This window comes from Streptomyces sp. NPDC001985 (genome assembly GCF_040296845.1).
GTDB lineage: Bacteria > Actinomycetota > Actinomycetes > Streptomycetales > Streptomycetaceae > Streptomyces.
Genome location: NZ_JBEOYB010000020.1, coordinates 1 through 15,651, shown reverse-complemented (window position 1 = coordinate 15,651; position 15,651 = coordinate 1). Strand labels below are relative to the sequence as shown.

Below are 15,651 nucleotides of genomic sequence, written 5' to 3'. Positions count from 1 at the left end.
GGGGGGAAGTCAAGCCATCCCCGTGGCCAGTTCCTTTCCCTGCGGCGAGCGCGTGTTCAAACCCCTCCCTCACGAGGGAGGAATCGTTTGCTCACTCCCCTCCCCGACCCCCCTCAGGAGACACCCGATGCCCTTCACCCGAAGAGAGTTCAGCCGGCACTCCGCGCTCACCGGCGCGGGCATCGCCCTGACCGGTGCCGTCGGTGCCCTCGCCACCGCCCCCGGAGCCCTCGCCGCCGAGGATTCACCGGAGCGGGGCGGGGACGACGAAGGGGAACACGGGCCCGGCTACGGGCCGCTGCTCCCCGACCCGGACGGGCTGCTCGCACTGCCGGAAGGATTCTCCTACCGCGTCCTGACCGAAGCCGGTGTCACCCGCCTGGACACCGGCGAGTTCACCCCGTCCCACCACGACGGCACCGCCGCCTTCCCCGGCCCCCGCGGTGTGAACCTCCTCGTCGTCAACCACGAGCTGCGCGGCACCCGCCCCCGCTGGCGCCATCCGGTGCCGCTCACCGAGGGGTTCGTCTACGACCCGGCCGCTGCGGGCGGCTGCACCGTCGTCGAGGCGCACCGGCACGGCGAGGTGGCCCAGTGGGTCGGCGTCGCCGGCACCTCCACCAACTGCGCCGGCGGCGGTACCCCCTGGGGCACCTGGCTCACCTGCGAGGAGACCGAGGAGCTGGCCGGCCAGAACGGCATGACCAGGGACCACGGCTATGTCTTCGAGGTCGACCCCTACGACCGCCGCGCCAACCGCGACCCCCGCCCGGTCAAGGCCTTCGGCCGCTACGCCCACGAGGCCGTCGTCATCGACCCCCGCCGGGGCCACGCCTACCTCACCGAGGACGCGGGCGAACCCCACGGCCTCTTCTACCGCTGGGTCCCCCCGGCCGGCTTCGAACACGGGCGCGGCAGGCTCCGCACCCTCGCGGACGACGCCGGGGTGCTCCAGGCCCCCCGCTGCTTCGACTCCGGCGGCCGGTTCGTCGACGATCTCTCCCGGGCCACCAGGCTCGGCACGGTCTACGGCGTGGACTGGACCGATGTACCCGACCGGGACGCCCGCACCACCCCCGTACGGCTCCAGTTCGCCGACGGCGCCGTCACCCGGGGCCGGAAGCTCGAAGGCGCGTGGTGGGGCGACGGAGGGGCGTACATCGTCTCCTCGTACGCCCGTGGGGACAGCCCCGGCCCGCACTCCGGGCAGGTCTGGTTCTACGACCCCAGGCGCCGCACCCTCACCCTGAAGGTGCTCCTCGGTGTCAGCGACGACCCCACCCGGGGCGGCGGCTACGACGGCCCGGACAACATCACCGTCTCCCCGTACGGCGGGCTGATCATCGCCGAGGACGGCGAGGGAGCCCAGCACCTCTTCGGCGCGACCGACCGGGGCCGTACCTACCCCATAGCCCGCAACGAACGGAACCTCGGCACCGAGGACGCCCCGGAGTACAGCGAGTTCACCGGGGTCGTGTTCTCCGCCGACGGCCGCACCCTGTACGCGAACATGCAGAGCCCCGGCATCATGTTCGCGATCACCGGCCCCTGGAAGCGCCACGCGCACCGCGACTGACAGCGCTCCGCCGGGTGCCCGCACGGCCCCTCGCGGCGGTACGGGCACCCGGTCGCGCCGCCGGCCCCGGAGCGGATCGCGCGGAACGCCGCATCGCTCATTGGAGTGGAGCGCGAGCCGCGCGGGCGCGCCGTGCGGGGCCCGGCGGAATGCCTGCCGGGACGGCCCCGGAGCCGGCGGCCCGGCGCCCGCGCGCGGAGAGCGCGATCCCACCGGCCCGGCGCACGGCAGAGAGCCGGTGGCCGGGGTGATCGACCTGGTCACCGCCGGGGTGATCGAGATCCGGTACGACCGTCCGCCGAGCCCGCGCCGGGGGGTCGTCGGACGGTCGCGGCCTCCGGCCCGCTCCTCCGGCCAGCCGTTCTGACCTGGTGTTCAGTCGTTCCCGATGCCCCGCCGACCGGGGGTTTCGGCGGCCGACTCCGGTTGCGATCTGACCACGGTTGACGCGGGCGCTGTCGCATTACGGTCGGAGAGACCATACTTGCAGTAATGACGAAGTCAGCCGGTTCCCGGCGCCACCTGCCGTCCAGTCCCTTCAACCGCAACAACCCGGCAGCCCCGCCAATCGAACAGTACGCGGTGGGCGACCGGGTCTCACATGATCAATTCGGCCTGGGAAGAATCATCGCGGTCGAAAACGACAACGCCGCGGTGCTTGTCGACTTCTCCGGGCGCAAGGGCAGGATTCTGAGCCCTTTCGCCAAACTGGCCAAGCTCTGAGAACCGATCCCCGCCGGGGCCCGCCGCCATAGGCAGTGGGCCCCGGCGGCATGTCCGGCCCGGACGCGCCCGCCCCGCGCCCCGACGGCTGATCCGGAAGAAACTCCCTACAGCGCCTTCCCGGCCGGCTTCACCATGCCCCGCACGGTGCGTGACTTCACGAACTCGCCCATCGCGGTCATCTCCCACTCGCCGGAGAACTGCCGGATCAGCTTCGCCATCATCACGCCCGTCTGCGGCTCGGCGCCCGTGAGGTCGAAGCGCACCAGCTCCTCACCGGTCGCCGCGTCCAGCAGCCGGCAGTAGGCCTTGGCGACCTCGCTGAACTTCTGGCCCGTGAAGGAGTTCACCGTGAAGACCAGGCCGGTGACCTCCGCCGGGAGACGGCCGAGGTCCACGGTGATGGCCTCGTCGTCGCCCGCGCCCTCGCCGGTCAGATTGTCACCGGAGTGCTTGACCGAGCCGTTGAGGATGGACAGCTTGCCGAAGTAGCAGCTGTCCAGGTGGTTGCGGTTGGGGCCGTAGGCGATCACGGAGGCGTCGAGGTCGATGTCCTTGCCCCGGTACGCGGGCTCCCAGCCAAGACCCATCCTGACCTGGGAGAGCAGCGGACGGCCGCCCTTGACCAGGGAGACCGTCTGGTTCTTCTGGAGGCTCACCCGGCCCTTGTCCAGGTTGATCTTTCCGGTGCCCGGGGCGGGCGCCGCCGGGGGAGCGGCCGGAGCGGCGGGCGCCGCCGCCACCCTCGGGTCCACGGGGGCGGACGGCGGGACCGGGGCCGCCGGGGCCGCCGGGGCGGGGGGTGCGACCGGCGCCGGGGCGGCCGCAGGCTCCTCGTCGACGGAGACACCGAAGTCGGTGGCGATGCCCGCGAGACCGTTGGCGTACCCCTGGCCGACCGCGCGGGCCTTCCAGACGCCGTTGCGCAGATAGATCTCCACGACGACGAGAGCGGTCTCGGTGCCCAGCCGGGGCGGGGTGAAGGTGGCGAGCACACCGCCGTCGTCGGCGGTGCGGATGGTGGCGGTCGGCTCGACGCCCTGGAAGGTCTGGCCCGCGGCGTCGGGGCTGGCCGTGACGACGACCTTCTCGATGCCGGGCGGGAGGGCTCCGGTGTCCACCACGATCGCGTCGGGCGCGCTGCCGCCGCCGGAGCGGTAGGTCACACCCTGGCCCGTCGGCTGGTTGTAGAAGATGAAATCGTCGTCGGAGCGCACCTTGCCGTCGGCGGTGAGCAGCAGGCCCGATACGTCGAGCCGCACCGGGGCGGCGACGTCCACCGTGACGCGGGCGGCGGAGAGGGGGATGTTCGAGCCGGGGGTCATAGCTGTCATGCCGGGAGTAACGAGCGAGGGCGGTTCACCGTTCCCCTGCCTGTTTCCGCCGCGCTCCCCGGCCGCGGCTCGCCCGCTCGCCCCCCTCGCCTCGGTCTCAGTGCGGCCACCGCGGCGGATCGGTGACGAAATGGCCGCCCAGCCGCGCGTGCGCCGGATTCCCCGGCTCCAGCTCCCCCTGCTCGGCGACGAGCTTCGGGGCGAACTGCTCCGAGTCGTCCCGGGGGTCGTAGCCGAGGGCGCGCGCGCTGCTCAGATCCCACCAGAGCCGGGTGTTGGCCGACGATCCGTAGACCACCGTGTGCCCCACGCCCTCGGCGGTCAGGGCCGCGTGGAAGAGCCGGGCGCCGTCGCCGGGGCTCATCCACACCGACAGCATCCGCACCGTGGAGGGCTCCATGAAGCAGGAGCCGATCCGGACCGAGACCGTCTCCACGCCGTGCCGGTCCCAGTAGAGCTGGGCCAGATCCTCGCCGAAGCACTTGGAGAGCCCGTAGTAGGTGTCGGGGCGGCGCGGGGTGTCCACGGGGATCAGCTCGCCCGCGCCGTGCGGCGGCTCGCCGCGCGGCCGGGGGGTGAAGCCGACCGCGTGGTTGCTGGAGGCGAAGACCACCCGGGCGATCCCCTCCTCGCGGACCGTCTCGTAGAGGTGGTACACGCCCTCGATGTTCGAGTGGAGGATCTTCTCGAAGGGCGCCTCCAGCGAGATGCCCGCCAGATGGATGACGGCGTCGACGCCCGATACCGCCTCGCGCAGCGCCCGCCGGTCGGAGAGGTCGGCGGTGATCGCGTCCGGCTCGCCCTCGATGGGCGCGGCGTCGAAGAGCCGGAGCGTGTAGCCGTACGCGGGCAGCAGCCCCCGCATCAGCGTGCCGAGGCCGCCTGCGGCGCCGGTGAGCAGGACGGTGCGGGGTGCGGGCATGGATGAGTCTCCTTGGGATGCTCAGGTCCATGGATGTTGTTCACATCCATGGACACGCTAGGGAGTGGTCCCGACACCGTCAAGTGTGGCGCGGCGGACCGGAATCCGTCTCTCGCTTGCGGCTTTCCGTCTTGACCGCCCCCGGGGGGCTGCCTTAGCGTGACGGCGTTCAGGGACATGGACATCGATCAGATCGGTGCACGAGTCGCCGCCGGCTCGGCGCACGGCCAGGGAGCGCCCGTGACCACAGCCCCGCTCGCCGAACGCCTCACCCGGGTCCCCGGCCCGCTGTTCTTCCCCGTCACCGCCTACGGCCCGGACGGCTCACTCGACCTCGGCGTCTACCGCGACCACGTCAGACGCGGCATCGAGGCCGGCGCCGCCGCCGTCTTCCCCTGCTGTGGCACCGGCGAGTTCCACGCCCTCGCCCCGGACGAGTTCCGCCGGTGCACCGAGACCGCCGTGTCCGCCGCCCGGGGCGAGGTCCCGGTGATCGCGGGCACCGGCTACGGCACCGCCCTCGCCGTCCAGTACGCCCGGCTCGCCGAGGCGGCCGGCGCCGACGGGCTGCTCGCCCTGCCCCCGTATCTCGTCCACGCCGACCAGGACGGTCTGCTGCGCCACTACACCCGGCTGGCCGCCTCCACCTCGCTGGAACTCATCGTCTACCAGCGCGACAACGCCGTCTTCACCCCCGGCACCGTCGCCGGGCTCGCCCGGACCGGCAATATCGCCGGCCTCAAGGACGGCCACGGCGACCTCGATCTGATGCGGCGCGTCGTCAGCGCCGTCCGCCGCGACGCCCCCGGACGGGACTTCCTCTACTTCAACGGGCTGCCCACCGCGGAGCTGACCGGCCTCGCCTACCGGGGCATCGGCATCACCCTCTACTCCTCCGCCGTCTTCGCCTTCGCGCCCGATCTGGCCCTCGCCTTCCACCGCGCGCTCACCGGCCACGACGACAGGACCGCCAACCGGCTCATCGATGGCTTCTTCGCGCCGTTCGTCGCCCTGCGCAACGAGGGGCGCGGCTTCGCCGTCTCGCTCGTCAAGGCCGGCGTACGGCTCACCGGGCTCCCCGTGGGCCCCGTGCGGCCACCGCTGAGCGATCCGTCGGCGGCCCAGGTCGAGACCCTCGCGGCCCTGCTCGACCAGGGGCGCGCGCTGCTGGCGGAGGCCGGGTGAAGGCCGCGGTCTTCCTCTACCCGTGGGATGTCGTCGGCGATCCGGACGCGCCCGCCCGGATCGCCGCGCTCGGCGCCGGACAGGTCACCCTCGCCGCCGCCTACCACTCCACCCGGGCGCTGACCCCGCGCCACCCCCGGCACCGGATCGTCACCGCCGAGTACGCCTCGGTGCTCTACGAACCGGACGAGCGGCGCTGGGCCGGGCGCGAGCTGCGGCCCGCCCCGGCGGGCGACTGGGCCCCCGGGGACGCCTTCGGCCGGGCCGCCGCGGCCCTGACCGGCGCCGGACTCGACGTCCACACCTGGGTGGTGCTCGCCCACAACTCCCGCCTCGGCGCCGAGCACCCCCAGGTCTGCACCGTCAACGCCTACGGCGACCGCTACCCCTGGGCGCCCTGCATCGCCCGGCCCGATGTCCGCGCCCTGCTCACCGAACTCGCCGTCGAGGCCGCCGTCCGGCCCGGCGCGCGCGGCTGCGAGCTGGAGTCCTGCGGCTGGTACGGCCTCGCGCATCTGCACGCCCACGACAAGACCGCCGGAGTCCCCCTCGGGGACGCGGCCCAGTACCTGATGTCCCTCTGCTTCTGCGCCGCCTGCCAGGAGGGCTGCGCCCGCCACGGACTGGACCCCGACCGGCTGGCCGCCGCCGTGCGCACCGCGCTGGAGCCGGTCTGGGCGGGGTGCGCGCCGCCCGGCGCCGGGATCGAGCAGCTCCTCGGCGCGGAGCTGACCGCGGGCACCCTCGACTACCGGACCCGTACCGCCCGCACCCTCCAGGAGGACATCGTCGCGGCGGTCCGCGCCGCCGCCCCGGCGGGCTTCCGGGTACTGCTGCACGCCGACCCGGTGGCGTACCACTGCGGGGCGAACGCCGGCGTCGACCCGGCGCACATCCTGTCGGTGGCCGACGGGGTGGTGGTCCCCTGTACGGGCGGCCCCCAGCTGCTGAAGCCCTTCGCCGCCCGCCGCGCCGAGGGCTCCGTGCTGGCGGCCAACCTCACCGTGGTGAGCGGGCTCGGCGGCAGCCCGCTCACCCTGGAGGCGGACGCCCGCCGGGCCGCCGCCCTGGGCGCGGGCGAACTCCGGCTCTACCACGCCGGGCTGGCGTCGGACGAGGACCTCGCGGCGGTCGCCCGCGGCCTCACCCGGCTGCGCCACCCGGGCCCCGGCCCCTGACGGCGGCACCCCCCGACGGAGGACAGCAGATGACGGACACCCGGCCCACCGACCCCGTGCGCGCCGCGCTCGCCGATGTGGTGGCGATCCCCGTGACCCCCTTCGCCGAGGACGGCACCGTCGACGAGAAGGCCCACCGGCTGCTGCTGCGGCGCCTCGTCGGCCACGGTGTCACCACCCTCACCCCCAACGGCAACACCGGTGAGTTCTACGCGCTCACCCCCGACGAGCGGCGCCGCGCCGTCGAGGTGACCGTCGAGGAGGCCGGCTCCGGCGCCACCGTCGTCGCCGGGGTCGGCCATGAGCTGCCCGCCGCCGTCGCCGCCGCCCGCCACGCGGCGGCGGCGGGCGCCCGGCTGGTCATGGTCCACCAGCCGGTCAACCCCTATGTCTCCGACGGCGGCTGGGTCGACTACCACCGGGGGATCGCCGACGCCGTGCCGGAGCTGGGGGTCGTCCCGTACATCCGCGCTCCCCGGCTCACCGGCGCCGCCCTCGCCGAACTGGGCCGGCGCTGCCCCAATGTCGTCGGGGTGAAGTACGCCGTCCCCGACGCCGCCGCCTTCGCCGCCTTCGCCCGGGACGCCGGACTCGGCCGCTTCGTCTGGGTCGCCGGGCTCGCCGAGCTGTACACCCCCTCCTACTGGGCGGGCGGCGCCACCGGCTTCACCTCCGGGCTCGTCAATGTCGCCCCCCGGCTCTCCCTGGCGCTGCGCGACGCCCTGCGGGCGGGCGCGTACCGCGAGGCCATGGCCGTCTGGGAGCGGGTGCGGCCCTTCGAGGAGCTGCGCGCCGAGGAGGGTTCGGCGAACAACGTCAGCGTCGTCAAGGAGGCCCTCGCCGCGCTGGGCCTCTGCCGCCGGGACGTCCGCCCGCCCGCCCGGACACTCCCGGCCGGCCGGCGGGCCGAGGTCGCCGCCCTGGTGCGGGGCTGGGACGCGTGACCGGCCCCGGGGGCCCCGCCCTCCGCAGCCACCAGTGGTACGGCGCCGAGGGCCTGCGCTCCTTCAGCCACCGCGCCCGCACCCGGCAGCTCGGCTACCTTCCCGAGGAGCACCTCGGCAAGCCCGTCATCGCGGTGCTCAACACCTGGTCCGACATCAACCCCTGCCATGTCCACCTCCGGGAGCGCGCCCGGGCCGTGAAGCGCGGGGTCTGGCAGGCGGGCGGCTTCCCGCTGGAGTTCCCGGTGGCCACCCTCTCCGAGACCTTCCAGAAGCCCACCCCGATGCTCTACCGCAATCTGCTCTCCCTGGAGACCGAGGAGCTGCTGCGCTCCTACCCCGTCGACGGCGCGGTGCTGATGGGCGGCTGCGACAAGTCCACCCCGGCCCTGCTGATGGGCGCGGCCAGCGCCGGTCTGCCCGCCGTCTTCGTCCCGGCGGGCCCGATGCTGCCGGGCCACTGGCGCGACGAGATCCTCGGCTCCGGCACCGACATGTGGAAGTACTGGGACGACCGGCGGGCCGGGCTCATCGGCGACGCCGAGCTGGCCGAGCTGGAGAACGGCCTCGCCCGCTCGCCCGGCACCTGTATGACGATGGGCACCGCCGCCACCCTCATGGCCGCCGCCGAGGTCCTCGGCGTCACCGTCCCCGGCGCCTCCTCCATCCCCGCCGTCGACTCCGCGCACGAGCGGATGGCCGCCGCGTCCGGCCGGCTGATCGTCGGTCTCGTCCACCGGGACCTGCGGCCCCGTGCCGTCCTCACCCGGGAGGCGTACGAGGACGCCGTGGCCACCGTCCTCGCGCTCGGCGGCTCCACCAACGCCGTGATCCATCTGATCGCGATGGCCGGACGCTCCGGGGTCCGCCTCACCCTCGACGACTTCGACCGGATCGCCCGTACGGTCCCGGTGCTGGCCGACGTCCGCCCCGGTGGCCGCTATCTGATGGAGGACTTCCACTTCGCGGGCGGGCTGCCCGGACTTCTCACCCGGCTCCTCGACGTGCTCCATCTGGACCGGCCCACCGTCGCCCACGCCACCCTGCGCGAGCAGCTCGCGGGCGCGCGCGTCCACAACCCCCGGGTGATCAGGGAGCGGGACGACCCGCTGGCCGCCGAGGGGGGAGTGGCGGTGCTGCGCGGCAACCTCTGCCCGGACGGAGCGGTGATCAAGCACATCGCGGCCGAGCCCCGGCTGCTGCGGCACACCGGGCCCGCCGTGGTCTTCCCCGACTACCGCACCCTCCAGCGCACCCTGAACGACCCCGCGCTCGGCATCACCCCCGACCATGTGCTGGTCCTCCAGAACGCGGGCCCCCTGGGCGGCCCCGGCATGCCCGAGTACGGCATGCTGCCGCTGCCCGACCACCTGCTGCGGGCGGGGGTACGGGACATGGTGCGGATCTCCGACGCCCGGATGAGCGGCACCAGCTACGGCGCGTGCGTGCTGCACATCGCCCCCGAGTCCCATGTCGGCGGCCCTCTCGCGCTGGTCCGCAGCGGTGACCCCGTCACGCTCGACGTGCCCGCGCGCACCCTGCGCCTGGAGGTCCCCGACCCGGAGCTGGCCCGCCGCCGCGCGGCCTGGACACCCCCGCCCGAACGGTTCCAGCGGGGGTACGGCGCGCTCTACGCCGAGCACATCACCCAGGCCGACACCGGCTGCGACTTCGGCTTCCTCGCCCGGGAGGGCCGCACCCCCGATCCGTACGCCGGGTAGCGCCGGCTCACTTCAGCGCCGCGGCCATCATCTTCTGCGCGACGGGCGCGGCCAGGCCGTTGCCGCTGACCTCGGAGCGCGGACCGCCCGCGTCCTCGATGATCACCGCCACCGCGACCTGCCGGTCACCGGTCTCGCCGTAGGAGGTGAACCAGGCGTACGGCGTCTCGCTGTTGTTCTCGCCGTGCTGGGCCGTGCCCGTCTTGCCGCCGACCTCGGCGCCCGCGACCCGGGCGTTGGAGGCGGTGCCGTCCTCCACGACGGTGACCATGGCGCTGCGCAGCTGCTCGGCCGTCTCGGCGGAGACGATCCGCCTCGGGTCGCCGCCGTCGTACGCGTCCAGCGTGTTCCCGTCGCCGTCGACCACCTCGGAGACCATGTGCGGCTCCTTCAGCTCCCCGCCGTTGGCTATCGCGGCGGAGACCATCGCCATCTGGAGCGGGGTCGCGGTCACCTCGAACTGCCCGATGCCCGTCAGGGCCGTCTGGGCCTGGTCCATCCCGGTCGGATAGATGCTCTCGTGCGCGCGGACCGGGACGTCCAGCTCCTTCTCGTTGAAGCCGAACCGCTCCGCCGTGGCGCGCACCGCGTCCTGCCCCAGATCGGCGGCGATCTGGGCGAAGACGTTGTTGCAGGAGTACCGCAGGGCCGTCCGGAGCGAGGCGTTCTCGCAGGGAGCGCCGGCGATGTCATTGGGCAGCTCCCGGACGGTGCCCGGCAGGGTGTACGGCATCGGGCTGTCGGTCGGCTCGTCCACCGAGCCGTGGAGACCCTCCTCCAGCGCCGCGGCGGCGACCACCAGCTTGAAGGTCGAGCCGGGCGGCAGCGGCTGCCGCAGCGCCCGGTTCACCAGCGGCTTGTCCTCGTCCGCGAGGAGCTTTCGCCACTCCTCGCCGTCCGAGGCGCCGGCGATGGTGGACGGGTCGTACGACGGGGTGCTCACCATCGCGAGGATCTCCCCGCTCTCCGGGTCGATCGCCACCGCCGCGCCCTTGGTGTCGCCCAGCGCGCGGTACCCCGCCTTCTGCACGGCGGGGTCGATGGTGGTCAGCACATCGCCCGGCTCCTGCCGCTTGTTCGTGAGCGCGTCCGCCGGGTTCTTCAGCCGGCTGTCGGAGCCGTCCAGCACGTCGCCGTGGATCCCCTCCAGCTGGGTCGCGCCGTACGCCTGCGAGCTGTACCCCGTCACCGGCGCGTACAGCCCGCCGTGGGGGTAGTCGCGCTGGTACGCGAAGGTGTCGCCGGAGCTCTTCACCGAACCGGTCACCGGGGCTCCGGCCACGATGACATCGCCCTGCGGCTGCGCGTACCGGGCGATGGTCGGGCGCGGGTTCCTGTCGTTCTCCGCGAGTGCGTCGGCCTTGTACGCCTGGAGCCAGGTGGCCCTGACCAGCAGGGCGAGCACCAGGAGAAGACTGAAGACGGCGGAGTGTCTGATCGTCCTGTTCATCCCACCGATAGACGAACGGCCCCCGCCCGGCCGTTCCCGGTCCGGCCGCTTCTCAGGAATTCCTCATATGTCCGGGCGTACGGGTCACAGCCGCCGGGTCGCCAGCGTCAGCCGGTCCCGCGCGTCGAACAGGGCGTCCTTGATCAGCTGCTCATGGGCCGGGGTGAGCCGCGCCACCGGCACCGAGCAGCTGATCGCGTCCCGCGCCGGGGTCCGGTAGGGGATCGCGATGCCGAAGCAGCGCAGCCCGAGGGTGTTCTCCTCGCGGTCCACGGCATAGCCCTGCTCCCGGATGACCCGCAGCTCCCGGATGAGCTTCTCGCGGTCCGTGAGAGTGTGCTCGGTCAGCGCGGCCAGCGCCGGCGGGAGCATCGACCGCACCTGCTCGTCGCTGTGGGTCGCGAGGAGCGCCTTCCCCAGCGAGGTGGAGTGCGCGGGCAGCCGGCGGCCGACGCGGGTGAAGGGGCGCAGATAGTGCTGCGACTGGCGGGTGGCCAGATACACCACATTGGTGCCGTCGAGCCGGGCCAGGTGAATGGTCTCCGTGGTGTCGTCGGAGAGCCGGTCCAGGGTGGGGCGGGCCGCCGCCACCACCTCGTCCCCGTCGATGTAGGACGTGCCGACCAGCAGGGCGCGCACCCCGATGCCGTACCGCGTGCCGGTCGCGTCCGTCTCCACCCAGCCCAGCTCGACCAGGGTCCGCAACAGCATGTACAGGCTCGACTTGGGATAGCCGACGGCCTCCTGGACTGCGGCGAGCGAGTGCATGCCGGGGCGCCCGGCGAAGAACTCCAGCAACTCCACCGTCCGCACAGCGGACTTGACCTGTGCTCCACCGGAATCGGCCGTCGGCATCGCTGTATCGCTCCTTCTTGACCGTGCGGAACGCGCGGAAATAGAGTCCCCTTACCATTCAGCACCGGGAACGCTGTTCACACTACCGAACAACTGCTGGTGGGGGGCGTTCTGGTGCGGAAATCCGGAAGGAAGCCGCGGTGACAGCAGCACCAGTCTGGAGCGTCGACCCCCGAACCGGGAACCCGCGGGAGCGGGTCGCGTCCGAGTCGGGCGCGGCCGAGGTGGACCGCGCGGTGACCGCCGCCCACGGCACCCGCGCCGCACTCGCCGACCGGTCCGCCCGCGCCCGGCTGCTGCGGGCCGCCGCCGCGGCGCTGGACGGCGCCGCGGGGCCCGTCGTCGGGGCCGCCGACGCCGAGACCGCGCTCGGCCCCACCCGGCTGGGCGGGGAGCTGGCCCGCACCACCGCGCAGCTGCGGGCCTTCGCCGACGCCGTGGACGAGGGCGCCTTCCTCGACATCCGCGTCGACCACGCCGACGCCACGACGACCCCGCCCCGGCCCGATCTGCGCCGCTACAAGATCCCCCTCGGGGCCGTCGCCGTCTACGCCGCGAGCAACTTCCCGCTCGCCTTCTCCGTCCCCGGCGGCGACACCGCGAGCGCCCTCGCCGCCGGGTGCCCGGTCGTCGTCAAGGCCCACCCCGGCCACCCCGCCACCGCCGAACTCTGCGCCGCGCTGCTCCGCGGGGCCGCCCGGGACAGCGGACTGCCCGAGGACGTCCTCACCCTGGTCCACGGCTTCGACGCGGGCGTCCGGCTGATCGGCCACCCACTGATCGCGGCCGCCGGATTCACCGGCTCCGTGCGGGGCGGGCGGGCGCTGCACGACGCCGCCGCGGCCCGTCCCGTACCCATCCCCTTCCACGGCGAACTCGGCTCGCTCAACCCCGTCGTGATCACGCCGGGCGCCGCCGCCGAACAGGCCGACCGGCTCGGGGCCGGGCTCGCGGCCTCGATGACCCTGGGGGAGGGGCAGTTCTGCACCAAGCCCGGCCTGGTGCTCGCCCCGGCCGGCGAGGCGGGCGACCGGCTGCTGACCGCCCTGGCCGCCGCCCTCGGCGACACCGCCCCCGGGGTGATGCTCGACCACCGGATGCGCACCGCCTTCCTCGACGGGGTGCGGGAACGTGCGGCGCTCCCCGGGGTGGAGGCCCCGCCGCTCCCCGGACCCGGCGGCGACCACACCGTCCGCGCCGGGCACCTCCGCGTACCGGCCCGGCTGCTGGCCGCCGCCGGGCCGCACGATCTGCTCCTCGAAGAGTGCTTCGGCCCGGTGACCGTCGTCGCCCGCTACGACTCCGACGAGGAGATCGCCGCCGTCCTGTCCCGGCTGCCGGGCAGCCTCACGGCCACCCTCCACCTCACCGAGGCGGAGTACGGCGGGCGGGGGGCCGACCTGGTCCGGCTGCTCACCCCGCTCGCCGGGCGGGTCCTCATCGGCGGCTGGCCCACCGGGGTCGCCGTCGCGCACGCCCAGCACCACGGCGGGCCCTACCCGGCCACCACCTCCACCGGGACCTCGGTCGGGATCACCGCCGTGGAGCGCTGGCTGCGGCCGGTCACCTACCAGACCACCCCCGGACCCCTGCTCCCGCCGGAGCTGCGCGAGGACAATCCGCTCGGTCTGCCCCGGCGGGTGGACGGGCGCCCGGAGAGCGCGGGAGGCTGAGCCGGTGACCGACCCGACGCGCCTGCCCGAACTCCCCTTCCCGCTGCGCGCCCACGGCCCCGACGGAGGCTGGGCGTACGCGGACGGGACCCTGACCGGCCGGGCCGGCCCCCGCCAGGACCTCTTCGTCCCGCCGACGGGCACCGCGCTCGACCCCGCCTCCGACGCCCCCCGGCTGCTCGGCGTCCCCGCGGGCGACTTCCAGCTCATCGCCCGGGTCGCCGTGGACTTCCGCGCGGCCTTCGACGCCGGGGCGCTCCATGTGCGGACCGGGGAGCGGGAGTGGGCCAAGCTCTGTCTTGAGCGCTCCCCGGAGCGCCCCACCATCTGCACGGTGGTGACGCGCGGGCACTCCGACGACGCGAACGCGTACGAGGTGCCGGGCGACGGCACCGCCTGGCTCCGGGTCAGCCGCACCGGCCGGGCCTTCGCCTTCCACGCCTCGGCGGACGGCGTCCGCTGGACCTTCGCACGGCTCTTCGCCCTCGGCACAGAGGAGGAGGCGCGGGCGGCGCGGGTCGGCTTTCTGGCGCAGTCGCCTGCGGGCGAGGGGTGCGAGGTGGCCTTCGACCGGGTGGAGTACCGGGCGGTGGCCCCCTCGGGCCTGCGGGACGGCTCCTGAGCGCTCACGGCGGGCCCGCGCGGAGCCGGCGCCCTCCCGTACGCCCCTGCCGCGCATCCCTGCCGCGCATCCTCGTCGTACATTCCCGTCGCACATTCCCGGCCGTACGGGCGGAATCCGCCGGGCGCCGTACGCGTTGTGCCTGGGGTGGCGGCCTCGCCCGCCCTCCCCCGTAACCGGCCCCCGGCCCCGCACGAATTCTGGAGAGAACAGCATGCGCGTGGAAATATGGTCCGATATCGCCTGCCCCTGGTGCTATATCGGAAAGGCGCGCTTCGAGAAGGGCCTCGCGGACTTCGCCCACCGCGACCGGGTCGAGGTCGTCCACCGCTCCTTCGAGCTGGACCCCGCCCGGGCCAAGGGCGACACCGGGTCCGTCGTGGACATGCTGGCGCGGAAGTACGGGCGCACCCGCGAGGAGGCCCTCGCGATGGAGGAGCACGTCGCCTCCAACGCCCGCGCCGAGGGGCTGGGCTACCGCACCGAGGGCCGCGACCACGGCTCCACCTTCGACATCCACCGGCTGCTCCACCTCGCCCGCGCCCGGGGCCTCCAGAACGAACTCCTCGACCGCGCCTACCGTGCCAACTTCGCCGAGGAGCGCTCGGTCTACGACCCCGAGACCCTGGCCGCACTCGCCGTCGAGGCCGGACTGGACCCGGCCGAGGCGCGGGCGGTCCTCGCCGACGAGAGCGCCTATGCCGACGAGGTCCGCGCCGACGAGCGGGAGGCGGCGGAGCTGGGCGCGACCGGGGTGCCGTTCTTCGTCTTCGACGGCCGCTACGGAGTCTCCGGCGGCCAGCCGGCCGAGCTGTTCACCAAGGCCCTGGAGCAGGCCTGGCAGAACCACACCCCCACCCCGGCGCCCCCCGCCGGCACCTGCGCCCCCGAAGGCTCGTGCGAGGCGCCGCCACGGTAGGGCCTTCCGGCCGGGATCGGGCTGGGCCGGCGTGCCCTGCACGGCACCTGGCCGCGTTGTCGTTCCTCGCGGAGGGGTCCCTGTGCGCCGGCGGGTGCGGGTGGTTTCCCTGTCCTGTGCCGTGGTGGGTGCGGGTGGTTTCCCCAGGCTGTGCGCCGGCGGGTACGGGAGGTTCCCTCGCCCTGTGCCGTGGTGGGCGCGGGAGGTTCCTCCACGCTGTGGCCTGGCGTGTACGGGCGGTTTCCCTGCCCTGTGCACCGGCGGGCATGAAAGATACCCCCCACCCCTGCGCCCGGGCGCCGCAGTGGCGCAATCGTCCGCCTCGCGGCGCCCTGCACCGGACCCCGCTCGCTGAGCCGGCCCGATCCGGACCGATGGCTCCCCGGCGCTCCCCTCCGGCCCACCGGGCACGCTCCGGTGCGGGGGCCCGGGGCCGCCCGGGCCCCCGGGTCTTCCGGGCCCCCGGGTCTTCCGGGCCCCCGGGTCTTCCGGGCCCCCGGGTCTTCCGGGCCCCCGGGTCTTCCGGGCCCCCGGGTCTTCGGGGCCCCC

General features: G+C 74.2%; 13 protein-coding genes. 9 read left to right on the top strand and 4 right to left on the bottom strand.

What is annotated here, in order from left to right; genetic code table 11:
- Window positions 1–127: 127 nt before the first annotated feature.
- Window positions 128–1,576, top strand: a complete 1,449-nt coding sequence (locus ABT122_RS11575; protein ID WP_351548979.1) for an alkaline phosphatase PhoX — start codon at window positions 128–130, stop codon at window positions 1,574–1,576.
- A gap of 492 nt (window positions 1,577–2,068) precedes the next feature.
- Window positions 2,069–2,299 carry a hypothetical protein gene (locus tag ABT122_RS11570; RefSeq protein ID WP_351548977.1) on the top strand — a complete coding sequence of 77 codons (231 nt, stop codon included), beginning with the start codon at window positions 2,069–2,071 and terminating at the stop codon, window positions 2,297–2,299.
- Between the two features lie 107 nt (window positions 2,300–2,406).
- Here the strand turns inward: ABT122_RS11570 and ABT122_RS11565 are convergent, their stop codons facing one another.
- Both ABT122_RS11565 and ABT122_RS11560 read right to left on the bottom strand, forming a co-directional pair.
- Window positions 2,407–3,633 carry a TerD family protein gene (locus ABT122_RS11565; protein WP_351548974.1) on the bottom strand — a complete coding sequence of 409 codons (1,227 nt, stop codon included), beginning with the start codon at window positions 3,631–3,633 and terminating at the stop codon, window positions 2,407–2,409.
- Between the two features lie 97 nt (window positions 3,634–3,730).
- On the bottom strand, window positions 3,731–4,555 hold the full coding sequence (locus tag ABT122_RS11560; protein WP_351548971.1) for an NAD-dependent epimerase/dehydratase family protein: 825 nt from the start codon (window positions 4,553–4,555) through the stop codon (window positions 3,731–3,733).
- A 240-nt stretch (window positions 4,556–4,795) separates the two neighbouring features.
- On the opposite strand from ABT122_RS11560, the gene ABT122_RS11555 reads away from it, so the two are divergent.
- The 4 genes from ABT122_RS11555 to araD are packed head-to-tail and all read left to right on the top strand — an operon-like array spanning window position 4,796 to window position 9,583.
- Window positions 4,796–5,740 (top strand): 5-dehydro-4-deoxyglucarate dehydratase, encoded by a 945-nt coding sequence (locus tag ABT122_RS11555; protein ID WP_351548968.1) that lies wholly within the window; start codon window positions 4,796–4,798, stop codon window positions 5,738–5,740.
- On the top strand, window positions 5,737–6,918 hold the full coding sequence (locus ABT122_RS11550; RefSeq protein ID WP_351548965.1) for a hypothetical protein: 1,182 nt from the start codon (window positions 5,737–5,739) through the stop codon (window positions 6,916–6,918). Before ABT122_RS11555 ends, ABT122_RS11550 begins: the two co-directional genes overlap by 4 nt.
- A gap of 29 nt (window positions 6,919–6,947) precedes the next feature.
- Window positions 6,948–7,862 (top strand): dihydrodipicolinate synthase family protein, encoded by a 915-nt coding sequence (locus ABT122_RS11545; RefSeq protein WP_351548962.1) that lies wholly within the window; start codon window positions 6,948–6,950, stop codon window positions 7,860–7,862.
- On the top strand, window positions 7,859–9,583 hold the full coding sequence (araD, locus tag ABT122_RS11540) for an L-arabinonate dehydratase (protein ID WP_351548959.1): 1,725 nt from the start codon (window positions 7,859–7,861) through the stop codon (window positions 9,581–9,583). The genes ABT122_RS11545 and araD overlap by 4 nt, the downstream gene beginning before the upstream one ends.
- A gap of 7 nt (window positions 9,584–9,590) precedes the next feature.
- Here araD and ABT122_RS11535 read toward each other — a convergent pair whose 3' ends face one another.
- Entirely contained in the window at window positions 9,591–11,033 is a 1,443-nt protein-coding gene (locus tag ABT122_RS11535; RefSeq protein ID WP_351548956.1) for a peptidoglycan D,D-transpeptidase FtsI family protein, read from the bottom strand.
- A gap of 84 nt (window positions 11,034–11,117) precedes the next feature.
- Complete coding sequence (locus ABT122_RS11530; protein ID WP_351548953.1) at window positions 11,118–11,888, bottom strand: IclR family transcriptional regulator; 771 nt, start codon at window positions 11,886–11,888, stop codon at window positions 11,118–11,120.
- 140 nt (window positions 11,889–12,028) lie between these two features.
- Between ABT122_RS11530 and ABT122_RS11525 the strand changes: the two genes are divergently transcribed.
- The 3 genes from ABT122_RS11525 to ABT122_RS11515 all read left to right on the top strand — a co-directional run bounded on the left by ABT122_RS11525 (window position 12,029) and on the right by ABT122_RS11515 (window position 15,102).
- Entirely contained in the window at window positions 12,029–13,561 is a 1,533-nt protein-coding gene (locus tag ABT122_RS11525) for an aldehyde dehydrogenase (NADP(+)) (protein WP_351548950.1), read from the top strand.
- A 4-nt stretch (window positions 13,562–13,565) separates the two neighbouring features.
- The gene (locus ABT122_RS11520; protein ID WP_351548947.1) at window positions 13,566–14,183 is read left to right on the top strand and encodes a DUF1349 domain-containing protein; all 618 of its coding nucleotides are present in this window, start codon (window positions 13,566–13,568) and stop codon (window positions 14,181–14,183) included.
- 214 nt (window positions 14,184–14,397) lie between these two features.
- Window positions 14,398–15,102 (top strand): DsbA family oxidoreductase, encoded by a 705-nt coding sequence (locus tag ABT122_RS11515; RefSeq protein ID WP_351548944.1) that lies wholly within the window; start codon window positions 14,398–14,400, stop codon window positions 15,100–15,102.
- Window positions 15,103–15,651: the final 549 nt, after the last annotated feature.